This window comes from Microbacterium sp. AK031 (genome assembly GCF_024807145.1).
Taxonomy (GTDB): domain Bacteria; phylum Actinomycetota; class Actinomycetes; order Actinomycetales; family Microbacteriaceae; genus Microbacterium.
In genome coordinates, this window is the sequence record NZ_JANUCA010000012.1 from 15,926 (window position 1) to 28,777 (window position 12,852).

10 protein-coding genes are annotated in these 12,852 nt (G+C 67.7%); 5 read left to right on the plus strand and 5 right to left on the minus strand.

Translation table 11 applies throughout. From position 1 onward, the window contains the following. The first annotated feature begins 17 nt into the window (after positions 1-17). Positions 18-1,130: an LLM class flavin-dependent oxidoreductase gene (locus HDC95_RS16650; RefSeq protein WP_259064804.1), complete on the plus strand. Its 1,113-nt coding sequence runs from the start codon at positions 18-20 to the stop codon at positions 1,128-1,130. Between the two features lie 79 nt (positions 1,131-1,209). Here HDC95_RS16650 and HDC95_RS16655 read toward each other — a convergent pair whose 3' ends face one another. The 5 genes from HDC95_RS16655 to hrpA all read right to left on the minus strand — a co-directional run bounded on the left by HDC95_RS16655 (position 1,210) and on the right by hrpA (position 8,929). Then, positions 1,210-2,154 (minus strand): NADP-dependent oxidoreductase, encoded by a 945-nt coding sequence (locus tag HDC95_RS16655; protein ID WP_259064805.1) that lies wholly within the window; start codon positions 2,152-2,154, stop codon positions 1,210-1,212. A gap of 71 nt (positions 2,155-2,225) precedes the next feature. Further along, a complete protein-coding gene (locus HDC95_RS16660) occupies positions 2,226-3,059 on the minus strand; it encodes a MetQ/NlpA family ABC transporter substrate-binding protein (protein ID WP_259064806.1) in 834 nt (277 codons plus the stop codon). Between the two features lie 57 nt (positions 3,060-3,116). Beyond that, positions 3,117-3,860 carry a methionine ABC transporter permease gene (locus HDC95_RS16665; RefSeq protein ID WP_259064808.1) on the minus strand — a complete coding sequence of 248 codons (744 nt, stop codon included), beginning with the start codon at positions 3,858-3,860 and terminating at the stop codon, positions 3,117-3,119. Next, positions 3,857-4,834, minus strand: coding sequence for a methionine ABC transporter ATP-binding protein (locus HDC95_RS16670; protein ID WP_259064810.1), 978 nt, complete (start codon positions 4,832-4,834; stop codon positions 3,857-3,859). Before HDC95_RS16670 ends, HDC95_RS16665 begins: the two co-directional genes overlap by 4 nt. A gap of 105 nt (positions 4,835-4,939) precedes the next feature. Beyond that, positions 4,940-8,929, minus strand: a complete 3,990-nt coding sequence (hrpA, locus tag HDC95_RS16675) for an ATP-dependent RNA helicase HrpA (protein WP_259064812.1) — start codon at positions 8,927-8,929, stop codon at positions 4,940-4,942. Between the two features lie 67 nt (positions 8,930-8,996). Here hrpA and HDC95_RS16680 point away from each other — a divergent pair, with 67 nt between their 5' ends. The 4 genes from HDC95_RS16680 to HDC95_RS16695 form a co-directional block, all read left to right on the plus strand. Beyond that, complete coding sequence (locus HDC95_RS16680; RefSeq protein ID WP_259064814.1) at positions 8,997-9,833, plus strand: aldo/keto reductase; 837 nt, start codon at positions 8,997-8,999, stop codon at positions 9,831-9,833. A gap of 73 nt (positions 9,834-9,906) precedes the next feature. Further along, complete coding sequence (msuE, locus tag HDC95_RS16685) at positions 9,907-10,476, plus strand: FMN reductase (RefSeq protein WP_259064817.1); 570 nt, start codon at positions 9,907-9,909, stop codon at positions 10,474-10,476. Between the two features lie 46 nt (positions 10,477-10,522). Then, complete coding sequence (locus HDC95_RS16690) at positions 10,523-12,319, plus strand: thioredoxin domain-containing protein (RefSeq protein ID WP_259064818.1); 1,797 nt, start codon at positions 10,523-10,525, stop codon at positions 12,317-12,319. Positions 12,320-12,519: 200 nt separating this feature from the next. After that, the coding region (locus tag HDC95_RS16695; RefSeq protein ID WP_259064819.1) for a hypothetical protein at positions 12,520-12,852 on the plus strand (333 nt) is incomplete at its 3' end.

Consider the following 12,852-nt stretch of genomic DNA (forward strand, 5'->3'; position numbering starts at 1 on the left):
ACACAGGAGCTGCTCACATGCCCATCGAACTTCTCGGAATGATCGCCACGACCGCAGGGTCGGAGTCGAAGGCGCTCGCCGGACCCGTCGTCGATCCTGCGTATGTGCGCGAGTTCTCGCGTGCGCATGAGAATGCCGGATTCGACCGTGTGCTCGTCGGTTACAGCGCGAGTTCGCCGGACGGATTCGCCGTGGCATCCGCCGCTCTGCACTCCACGGAGCGACTCAAGGTGCTCATCGCGCACCGTCCAGGCTTCGTGCCGCCGACGATCGTCGCCCGCAAGCTCGCGACGCTCGACCATCTCACCGGTGGTGGCCGCGTCGCCATCCACCACATCACGGGTGGCAGCGAAGCCGATCAACGGCGCGATGGCGACTACAGCGAGAAGCAGGATCGCTACCGTCGCACCGGCGAGTTCATCGAGGTGCTGCGCAAGACCCTCACCGAGGAGGCGCCCTTCGATCACGAAGGGGAGTTCTACCGCTTCGAAGGCGCCTACTCGGCGGCGAAGCCGGCGACGGATGCCGGGATACCGATCTTCTTCGGAGGACTCTCGGGCGGCGCGGTCGAGGTGGGAGCGAAGAACGCCGACGTGTACATGCTGTTCGGCGAGCCGCTCGCGGAGGTCGAAGAGCACATCCGCACGATCCGCGCCGCCGCGGCGAAAGAGGGGCGGACGATCGAGTTCAGCCTCTCCACCCGTCCGATCATCGCCGACACCGAGGACGAGGCCTGGGCGAAGGCCGACCGCATCTACGCCGAGACCGAAGCGCTGATCGCGGCGCAGCAGGATGGGAACACGCTGTCCTTCGCCCGCCCGCGCGGGCAGGAGCGAAATGCCGTCTCCGCCGATCGTCTGCAGCAGATCGCGAAGCGAGGCGATGTGCACGACGAGCGGCTGTGGACGGGGATCACGCGTCTCACGGGGCCCTCAGGCAATTCCACGGCGCCGGTGGGCACGCCCGAGCAGGTCGCCGAAGCACTGCTGAAGTACTACGACCTGGGTGTCACGCGTTTCCTGATCCGCGGTTTCGACCCGCTCGGCGACGTGCGCGACTGGGGCAAGGAGCTGGTGCCGCTGCTGCGCGAGGGCGCGCGCCGTCGCGACGAGGGCCGCGTCGCCGCCTGAGACCAGCCCGTCTATGTGGCGCTAATCGTCGCGTTTCGGCGCTGAAACGGAGGTTCGCGCCACATAGACGGGCTTTTACTCAAGGCACCAGCGTGATCTTGCCGCGTGCGGCGTGCGCCTCGATCAGCTCGTGCGCCTGAACCGCCTCCGACAGCGGCAGCTCGGGGCCGAGCTCGATCTGGAAGTCGCCGGCAGCGATCAGCGCGATCGCGATGTCGACGCCTTCATGGCGCCAGGCGAGCTCCTGTTCCGTCAGAGGGGTGGGAGCGCCGCCGCTGAAGGCGCGGATGCCGAGGCTCTCGGCATCCGGTCCACGGACGATCGTCGCGATGCGGTCGCGGTCGGAGATCAGCTCCTTCGACACCTCGATCGCCTCGTCCGTGCCGATGCAGTCCAGCGCAACGGTCACGCCGTTCGGCGCGGCAGCGCGGATTCGATCGGCCAGGCCGTCGCCGTATGCGACGGGAATGGCGCCGAGCTCGCGCAGCTGTTCGTGACGTGCAGGGCTCCCCGTGGCGATTACGGTCGCGCCCCACGCCACGGCGAACTGGATCGCCGCCTGTCCGACCGCACCGGAGCCGGCGTGGATCAGCAGCGTGTCGCCCTCACCGACCTGCAGTGAACGCAGGCACTGGTAGGCCGTTCCCGCCGGGATGTTGAGTGCGGCGCCCTCTGCGGCGGTGACGGCGTCCGGAAGGAGGAAGAGATGCGCCACCGGCACGACCAGGTGGGTCGCGTACGTTCCGGTGGTGTCACCGATCGCGACCCTGTCGCCGACCGTGAACCCGGTCACGTCTTCGCCGATGGAGTCGATCACGCCGGCGCCGTCCAGGCCGACGCGACGCGGTTCGGTGATGGGCGGCATGGGGCGCTTTCCGCTGCGCCGCTTGGCATCGAGCGGGTTGACACCTGCCGCCTCGATCTTCACCACGACCTCGCCGGGACCGGCGACAGGGCCGGGGATATCCACGAGGTGGAGGACGTCAGGGGAGCCTATTTCTGTGTGAACGATCGCGCGAGCCATGCGGCCAGGCTACCGGGAACTCATGAAGCCCTCGCGCCCGAGGGCACGAGGGCTTCATGAGAGCCGGGAGATCAGTCGACCGGAACGATCAGACCCGTCCAGGTCTCCAGGATGTACTCCTTGGTGCGATCGTCGGTCAGCAGCTCGACGAGAGCTTCGATGCGCGGGTCGTCCTTCATATCCGCGCGGGTCGCGAGGATGTTGTAGTACTTGCTGCCAGTGCCCTCGAGGAGTATCGCCTGGTCCTCGGAGAGTCCGGCCGGGATCGCGAACGACGCGGTCACGAATGCGGCGTCGTTGTCGGGAAGCGCCAGCGCCAGCGAAGCGTTCTCGATCTCGACGAACTTCAGATCCTTCGGGTTCTCGGTGATCTCGGCGAGCGTGGTGGCGCCGTCGGCGATCTCGATGATGTCCTCAGCGGCGAGCAGTTCCAGCGCGCGCCCTTCGTTCGTCGGGTCGTTCGGGATCGCGATCGTCGCACCCTCGTCGAGGTCGTCGAGGCTGTCGAGCTTCTCGCTGTAGAACGCGGCGGCGGGCAGGTAGATCTCGCCGACCGAGATCAGGTCGTCGCCGGACTGCGCGTTGTACGTGTCCAGGAAGGTCGAGTTCTGGAACAGGTTCGCGTCGACCGAGCCGTCGGACAGCGCAGGGTTCGGCGTGTTGTAGTCGGTGAACTCCTGCCATTCGATGGTGAGTCCGGCGTCTTCGGCGAGGTTGTCGGAGACCCATTTCAGGATGTCGCCGGCGGGTACGGGCAGCGCGCCGACCTCCAGTGTGCCGAGGCCCTCTGAGCCGTCGGACGCTGGTGTGTCATCGGTGCTGCCGCCGGCGCAGGCGGTGAGACCGAGCGTCAGGGCGCCGGCTGCGACGATGGCAACGCCGCGTGAGAGAGAGGAGAAGGACATGGTGGTGCTCCTAGAGATGTCTGTGTGAAGGGATGCAGGGGACGGGATGCCGGGATGTCAGGCGCCGGCGCCGATGACGTCGGCGGCGTGCGATGCGCGATTGGCATGGTCGAGCGAACGGGCGAGCACGTTGCACGCCCATTGCACGAGCAGCACGATCACGAACAGCACGATCACGACGGCGACGATGTGCACCCAGCTGTAGCGCTGGAATCCGTACGTGAGCGCGACGTTGCCGAGCCCGCCGCCGCCGACCACGCCGACCATCGCCGAGAAGTTGATGATCGAGGTGATCGTGGTGGCGATCCCGAGCACGATCGCGGGACCCGTCTCGGGGAGGATGACGCGGCGGACGAGTTGCCAGCGCGTGGCGCCGAGGGAGTCAGCCGCTTCCAGCAGGCCCGAATCGACCTCCTTGACGGCGATCTCGACGACACGGGCGAAGAACGGGATCGCGATGAGAGTGAGGGGGAAGATCGCCGGTCCCGTGCCGATGAACGAGCCCAGCAGCAGCCTCGTCAGCGGGATCAACGCGATCATCAGCACGATGAACGGCACGGAGCGGCCGAGGTTCACGATGAACCCGAGCACGCGGTTGATGGTCACGCCGAGGGCGGCGGAGCCGAGGGGAGCCGAGAGGAATCGGCCCTTCTCAGTGCCTACCAGGACGATGCCGAGCGGCAGGCCGACGATGATCGTGAAGAGGATCGCGACGCCGGTCATCCAGAGAGTCTCGAGCGTGCCCTTGAGTATCGTGTCGAAGAGCTGCGGCCAGAAGTCGGGGGAGGTGTAGTCGATCATGCTGCCTTCACCACCTCGACGGCGACGCTGTGCTCCGCGAGGAACGCCTGCGCGCGGGCGACGATCGCAGGATCGGCCGGCAGCGCGAGACGCGTGCGTCCCGCCTGTGCGCCGGCGATGTTCTCGATCGTGGCGCCGAGGATGGAGACATCGAGATCCAGCGCACGCGAGAGCAGAGCGATCGTCGGCTTCTGAGCCTCCTCACCGGCGAAGGTGAGATCGATGACGACGGATCCGGGGATGTCGGGCACCTCGCCGAGCGGGAACAGGTCGCGGGCGAGGCGGCTGCCCGGCGTGCGGATCAGGTCGGTGAGCGTGCCTTGTTCGACGATGCTGCCGTGCTCGAGGAGAGCTGCAGCATCGCAGATCTGCTTCACGACCGCCATCTCGTGCGTGATGAGCATGATCGTGAGTCCCAGCTCTCCCGAGAGGCGCCGCAGCAGTGCCAGGATCTGACGGGTCGTGTCGGGATCGAGCGCGCTGGTCGCCTCGTCCGAGAGCAGCACGCTCGGGCGCGATGCCAAGGCGCGGGCGATGCCCACGCGCTGACGCTGACCGCCGGAGAGTTGCGCCGGGTACGCATCGGCGCGCGCAGCGAGCCCGACCAGGTCGAGCATCTCCCGAGCTTCGTGCGCGCGGTCGCCGCGACCACGGCCGACGGCCTCCAGCGCGAACTCGACGTTCTGCGCCACCGTACGGTTGCCGACGAGGTTGAAGTGCTGGAAGACCATGCCGATTCCATGCCGCGCAGCGCGCAGTTCCTGCCCGCTCAGGTGCGACACCCGTACGCCGTCGACCGTGACGCTCCCGGAATCCGGGCGCTCCAGGGCGTTCACGGTGCGCAGCAGCGTCGATTTGCCCGCACCGGACTGGCCTACGACGCCGAAGATCTGGCCGCGGCCGATCTCAAGCGATACATCTGCAAGTGCGCGGGTGCCGCCGAAGGCTCGGCTCACGTGCTCGATGGTGATCATGGGAATGCTGAAGACCCCTTTCGGGGGAGAAGAGGAGGGTAGGGAACAATTCCACCTGATCGGCGGCGCGAACGCCAACTCGTGTGACGCCCCGTGACGCGGTTGTCAGACCTCTCTCAGGATCTTTGCTATGCGCTGCGGGGACACCGGCTGCGCGGTGCCGAGGCGCTGCGCAAACACGCTGATCCGGTACTCCTCCAGCAGCCAGCGCGCCTCGACCAGGGCGGCGGGGGCATCTGGGGCAAGCGGGAGCGTGCCACCGGCATCCTCGAACGTCTTCGAAACCCGCTCGTACTCGGTCATCCGCGCCCGATCCTTGCCCGGTTCGTTCGACAGCGTCTTCAGCCGGTCGAGCATGCCGTCCAAGTACCGCGGGAGGTGCGCGAGGCGCTCGGCGCCCGTCGCCGAGATGAACCCAGGATGCAGCAACGCGCTGAGCTGGGATTGGATGTCGTTCAGCGGCCCGAGCAGCGCGAGCGAGTTCTCCGACCTGATCCCGCGTTCGACCTCGCGGGACTTCGTGAGAATGCGCGCGGCGAGTGAGACGGTCTGGAACAACTGGTCGACGAGGACGGCGTTGACGGCATCCCTCGCGGCGGCGAAATCCGACTGTGTGCGAATCGGTTCCGACGGCAGCGAGGCACGGACCACGGCCGCCCTGGCATCCTCGATCAGCGCGGCCGCCGACGAGTACGGCGATGCGGCGAGCGCCAGTTTCTCCTGCGAGGTGAGGTGCTCCTGCACGTACGACGCGGGTGACGGCACGTTCAACAGCATGAGCCGCAGAACGCCGGCGCGGGTGGCCCCGTCAGCGGCATCCGCCGTCGCCTCGACGCGCACCGACACCGTCTTGCCCTGATCGACGATCGCCGGGTAGCCGCGCACAACCCCGCCGGCGACCTTCGTGTCGAGCACCTCCGGCAGATCGCCGAACGTCCAGTTCGTCAGGCCGTCCTGCTCGAGCGATCCCCGAACGGATGCCGCGGCCACGGTCTCTGCATCCGGTCGCCCTCTGCTCTTCTCCGGCCGCGCGATCGAGCGCGCGACGCTGGAGCGGGCGCGATCCGACAGCGAAGTCTGCAGTTGGCGCAGGTCTCGTGCGGATCCTGCGACACGGCCGCGCTCATCGACCGCGCGGAAGTTCATCTGCAGATGCCCCGGTACGCGCTCGTCGTCGAAGTCGCTGGCCGAGACCGGCTGGTTCGCCAGCGGCTGGATCATCCTGGCAAGTGCTTCCTTGAGCGAGCGAGGAGGACGGCCGCCGTGGTTCTCCGGCCCCTCTTCGGCGAGGGTCGCTCCGAACTTGTCCGCCCAGTCCGCCGCCGGCACGACATGTCGGCGGATCGCCTTCGGCAGTGCGCGCAGCAGCGCGGTGACCAGGTCGGCGCGCAGCCCTGGCACCTGCCAGTCGAAGCCGCGGTCCTCGATCTGTGCCAGCAGTGCGAGCGGTACGACGACGCTGACGCCGTCATCCGGTGCGCCCGGCTCGAAGCGGTAGGCGAGCCCGAGCACCTGATCGCCCTGCGTCCACCGGGTGGGGAAGTCGTTCTGATCTGCGCGCTCGTCGTCTTCGATCAGGTCGCTCTCGCGCATGACGAGCAGCTTCGGTGTCTGCTGCAGAGTCTCGCGCCACCACTTCTCGAACGAGCGCACGTCGAATACGTCGGCGGGGATGCGCTCGTCGTAGAAGCGGAACACCTCCTCGTCTCCGGCGAGGATGTCGCGCCTGCGTTCGCGCTCCTCGAGCTTCTCGAGACGCTTGCGAAGTTCGCCGTTGCTGCGCCAGAACGCGCTGACGCGCTTGTCGAGCCTGGTCGGGTCCCACTCTCCTTCGACCAGCGCATGCCGCACGAACAATTCGCGGGAGGCGGCGCGGTCGATGCGGGCGAACTGGATGCGCCGGCGAGGGATAATCTCGACGCCGAACAGCGTGACCTTCTCGAAGGCGACGGCGGCACCGGCATCCTTCGACCAGTGCGGTTCCGACACCGTTCGCTTGGCGAGGTCGCCGGCGAGAGACTCGGCCCATGCCGGATCGATCGCGGCGACGGTGCGCGCGAAGGTGCGAGACGTCTCGACGATCTCGGCCGCCATGACGGCCTGCGGGCTCTGCTTGCGAAGACCCGACCCAGGGAAGATCGAGAAGCGGATGCCGCGTGCGCCTCGATACTCGGCGATGCGGCGCTTCGGGTCCTTCTGGCTCTTCGACTGCCCCTTCGGAGGGGCCTTGGTATTGCGCTCATCGAGGATGCCGATCTGCGAGAGCAGGCCGGAGAGCAGTGCGCGATGGATGGCATCGGGGTCGGCGGCGCCGGAGCCCTTCGAAGCCGGCGGAGCTTTGACCAGCGAGCGCAGCTGCCGGTGCACGTCGAACCACTCCCGCACGCGCACGTAATTCAGATGCTCGGAGCGGCACATTCGTCGGAAGGCGCTCGAGCCGAGCTCACGCTGCTGCTCGCGCAGGTGGTTCCAGAGGTTCAGCGTCGCCAGGAAGTCGCTCGTCGGGTCGGTGAAGCGCGCATGCATCCGATCCGCGGCGTCGCGGACGGCCTGCGGCGCCTCCTGCGACGGCCGCTCGCGGACGTCTTGGATGGTCAGGCCGGCGACGACCGCGAGCACGGGCTCAGTGACGCCGTTCTTCTGGGCCTCCAGCAGCATGCGGGCAAAGCGCGGGTCGATCGGCATCCGGACGATGTCGCGACCGATGCGGGTGAGACGAGGAGTGTCTCGAGTGAGATCCACGGCACCGAGTTCGGTGAGCAGGTCGAATGCTGCCTTGATGCCTCGGGAATCCGGCGGGGTGAGGAACGGGAACGCGGCGATGTCGCCGAAGCCGAGCGACAGCATCTGCAGCACGACCGAGGCGAGTGAGGTGCGCAGCACCTCGGGTTCGGTGAACTCCGCACGCCCGGCGAAGTCGTCCTCGCTGTAGAGGCGGATCGCGATGCCGTCGCTGGTGCGACCCGCACGACCGGAGCGCTGGTTGGCGGATGCCTGCGAGATGGGCTCGATCGGCAGCCGCTGCACTTTCGAGCGGTTGCTGTAGCGCGAGATGCGCGCGGTGCCGGTGTCGATGACGTACTTGATACCTGGGACGGTGAGGCTGGTCTCAGCGACGTTCGTGGCGAGGATCACGCGGCGGCGCACGCCTGCGACGCGGCTGGGTTCGAACACGCGATGCTGCTCGGCGGCCGACAGTCTTCCGTACAGAGGAAGCACCTCGACCGGGGCTTTGCTGGACGCATAGGCCGCTCGCACGGCGTCCGCGGCATCCCTGATCTCAGCCTCGCCGGGAAGGAACACGAGCACATCACCCGGCACCTCGCGATCGAGTTCGCGCAGCGCCGTGACGATCGCGGAGACCTCGTCCTCTGGTTCTCCTTGCGCGGCATCGGCCGCATAACTCCGGAGCTTTTTGCCAGATCGTGCTGTTTTCGAGTCAGCCATGGATCCCGCGGGCGATTCCTCCGGAGTTGTGCCGGCATCCGCGAGCGCCCGGTACCGGATCTCGACCGGGTAGGTGCGACCGGACACCTCGATGATCGGCGCCGGCGTGCCACCCGGCGTAGCGAAGTGCTTCGCGAAACTCTCCGGGTCGATCGTCGCCGAGGTGATGATGACCTTGAGATCGGGTCGCTCCGGCAGGATGCGGGTGAGGTAGCCGAGCAGGAAGTCGACGTTGAGCGAGCGCTCGTGCGCCTCGTCGATGATGATCGTGTCGTACCGACGCAGCAGCCGGTCGCGGTGGATCTCGTTGAGCAGGATGCCGTCGGTCATCAGCGCGACCTTCGTCGCATCCGACACCTTGTCGGTGAAGCGCACCTTGTAGCCGACGACGCCGCCGAGCTCGACGTGCAGTTCCTCGGCGATGCGCTCGGCGATCGTGCGGGCGGCGAGCCGACGCGGCTGGGTGTGCGCGATGTTCGTGCGGCCGAGTTCGAGACAGATCTTCGGCAGCTGGGTGGTCTTGCCCGATCCGGTCGCGCCGGCGACGACGACGACCTGGTTCTCGCGGATGGCGTCGGCGATCTCATCCCTGGCGGCGCTGACGGGCAGCTCCGGAGGATAGGTGATGACGAGATCGGCAGAAGACATAGCCCTCCATCGTATGACGGCGACGCGGCGCGAGGCGACCTGTCATCACAGGTCGTAGGCTAGGCGCATGACGATCCCCAACGTGACTCTCAACGACGGCCATTCCATCCCCCAACTCGGCTACGGAGTCTTCAAGGTGCCGCCGGCAGACACCGAGCGCACCGTCAGCGAGGCGCTCGAGATCGGCTACCGCCACATCGACACCGCGGCGATCTACGGCAACGAGGAGGGCGTGGGCGCCGCGATCGCGAAGAGCGGCATCGCCCGCGACGAGCTCTACATCACCACCAAGCTCTGGAACGACCGGCACGACGGCGATGAGCCGAACGCCGCGATCGCCGAGAGCCTCGACAAGCTCGGCCTCGAGCACGTCGATCTGTATCTCGTGCACTGGCCGACACCGGCGAAGGACAACTATGTCCACGCGTTCGCGAAGCTCATCGAGCTGCGCGAGGCGGGACTCACCCGCAGCATCGGCGTCTCGAACTTTCTCGCCGAGCACCTCGAGCGCGTGGTGAACGAGACCGGTGTGACGCCGGCCGTCGACCAGATCGAGCTTCACCCTGCGTACCAGCAGCGCGAGACCGTCGCGTGGGCCGCCGACCACGGCATCCGCATCGAATCCTGGGGTCCGCTCGGGCAGGGCAAGTACGACCTGTTCGGCACGCCGGCGGTCGCAGACGCGGCAGCGGCGCACGGCAAGACGCCCGCGCAGGTCGTGCTGGGCTGGCACCTGCAGAAGGGCACGATCGTGTTCCCGAAGTCGGTGCGCGCCGAGCGCCTGCGCGAGAACCTCGACGTGTTCGACTTCACGCTCACCGGCGCTGAGATCGCTGCGATCGACGGTCTCGACCCGCTCGACGGATCGGGCCGCGTCGGCACGCATCCCAACGAGTTCAATTGAGCGCCTGACGCTTACATGACGCCCCGTGTCGCTTCCTGCGCCACGGGGCGCCGTCATGAGTACGTTCTATGACATGACCGCTCCCTATCGCATCGTCGCCGTTTCGGGCTCGCTCCACGAGCCCAGCAAGACGACCGCGCTTCTGCGTGCCATCGCCGCCGCCATCGCCGAGCGGGCGGAGGTCGAGGTGCAACTGATCGAGCTGACCGCCGTCGGACCGGCACTGGCCGGTGCGCTACGGCGCGATCACCTGCCAGCGAGCGTCGAGGAGCAACTGGTCGCGATAGAGCAGGCCGACCTGCTGATCGTCGGCAGCCCGGTCTACCGCGCTTCGTTCACCGGTCTGTTCAAGCATCTGTTCGACTTCGTCAGCCAGTACGCGCTCGTCGGCAAGCCGGTGCTGCTGGCGGCGACCGGCGGGGGAGAGCGCCATGCGCTCATCATCGAACACCAGCTGCGCCCGCTGTTCGCGTTCTTCCAAGCGCTCACACTGCCGCTCGGCGTCTATGCGAGCGACACCGACTTCGACGGGTATGTGATCAACTCTGAGATCCTGCAGGCGCGCATCGGGCTCGCTGCTGAGCGTGCACTGCCGCTGGTCGGATATGCCGCTTCGCGCTCGACGGAGGCGCTCGTCGGCTGAACGAGACACGGGTCCGGTGAGTTCCGCACGGGCGTAGCGTGGCCTCATGACGAACCGTCTCGCGGACACGCTCAGCCCGTACCTGCGGGCGCACGCCGATAACCCGGTCGACTGGTTCCCGTGGGGTGCGGAGGCATTCGCCGAGGCGCAGCGCCGCGATGTGCCGCTGCTCATCTCGATCGGCTACTCCACCTGCCACTGGTGCCATGTGATGGCACGCGAGTCGTTCTCCGACCCGGAGACCGCGGCGCGCATCAACGACGGCTTCGTCGCGGTCAAGGTCGATCGGGAGGAGCATCCGGACGTCGACGGCGCGTACATGGCTGCGGCGTCGGCCTTCACGCAGAACCTCGGGTGGCCGCTGACCGTGTTCGCCACGCCACAGGGGCGCACGTTCTACGCCGGCACGTACTGGCCCCCCTCCGCGAGGGGCGGAATGCCCGGCTTCAGCGATGTGCTCGCGGCGGTGCGGGAGGCCTGGACGCTTCGTCGCGAGCAGGCGATCGAATCGGCGGATGCTGTCGCCGAGGCGCTGGCGAGCGCTGCGGCGACGACGCCGTCTCCGTTGCCGACGCCCGAGGGCCTGGCGGCCGCCGCGGCGGCGATCGTCGCGCGTGAGGACCATCTGTTCGGCGGGTTCGGCGGGGCACCGAAGTTCCCGGTGGCGACGACGCTGCGGTTTCTGCAGGCGCCGCTCGTGCGTCGTGAGGCTCCGGATGCAGCTGCTGCCGCGACGCGCGCGCTCACCGCGATGTCGGCATCCGATCTTCGCGATCTCGACGGCGGTTTCTTCCGCTACGCGACCCAGCGCGACTGGACCGTGCCGCATTACGAGCGGATGCTGACCGACAACGCTCAGCTGCTCGAGGTGGCCGTTTCGGCTGGAGACTTCGCGACGGCCGAGGGCATCGTCGGGTTCGTGCTCGGGGTCCTTCGACGCGACGGTGGTGGATTCGGGGCCGCGCAGGACTCGGAGTCGTGGATCGACGGGCAGCGCAGTGAGGGCGGGTACTACCTCGCCGCCGATCGCTCGGCTCTGGAGGCACCCGCTGTCGAAGGGAAGGTCATCACGGGCTGGAACGGTCTCGCGATCGGGGTACTCGCTCGGGCCGGCGCGGCGATGGGAATGCCGGAATGGGTGGATGCTGCGGCTGCAGCGGCATCGTTCGTGCTGGCGACCAACCGCGCACCGGACGGACGGCTCGTCAGGGCATCTTTGGATGGCGTGGCATCGAGCGCCGTCGCGACGCTCGCGGACCTGGGGCTTCTCTCGGAAGGGCTGTTCGCGCTGGCCGTGGCGACCGGGGACGCGTCGTGGGCTGTGACTGCCCGTGACCTTCTCGACGAGGCTCTCGGCGACGGCGCTGCAGTGGATCCCGTGTTGGTGGCGCAGGGCGTGGCATCCGCTCCCGATCAGACCGACGGCGACCTGCCGTCCGGAGTGTCGGCGCTCGCCGGGGCCGCTCTGGCCGCTTGGCGGCTGGGCGCAGGGGAGCGATATCGGGAGTCGACTGAGGATCAGGTGCAGGCATATGCGGCATCCGCGTTGCAGCATCCTTTCGGGCACGGATCGCTGCTGGCGGTGGCTGCGGGACTCGTGGAGCCGTCACGTCAGGTGGTCGTCGTCGCGGACGATCGCGAGGGGGAGCTCGCTGCGGCGGCCCGTGGAGTGGACGCCGACGTGATCGCGGTTGTGACGCCGGCGCAGGCTCGTGCGTTCGTAGACGCGGGGTTCGAGCTGTTCGAGGGTAAGGATGCCGCATCCGGCCTCGCGTATGACTGCCGAGCGTTCGTCTGCCGGCTGCCGACGGCTGAGCCTTCAGCGCTGTCGACCGCGCGCTAGCTGTTCGTGCCAGGGCGGTGGCGGACGGGCGGCGTTGCGGGATGGATTTCGTCGGCTACGACCGCCCAGAACCGACGAAATGCATCCGGCATCGGTGCGTCACCGGTGTGTGCGACATTGATCAGGAAGATGCTCGAAATTATCCCTGACCGGCCATAAACGAGCGTTCGAATGTCGGTGGGCCGGTGTTGAATGGGGGTATGAACAGCATCGTTGCTCGGCTTCGGGATCTTGAGGAGTCCCTCGATTCTGTGGCGTGTGATGCGTTCGGTGACGAGGTGATTCCTGGTCTCTCTGATGCGGATGTGGCGGAGCTGTTGGCGCTGTCGGGGCGGATCCAGCGGCGGGTGGAGGCTCTGCAGGTTGAGGCGACCGTGCAGGTCGGTGACCGCTCGGCGGGGTTGAGGGAAGAGCGGATGACGACCCGGTATGGGTGTGCGAAGCCGGTGGATCTGGTGCGGATGCTGACGGGCACCGACACACGCGCCGCGACCCGCCTCGTGAGGGCGGCGCGTCTGGTGCGGCGGGATGTC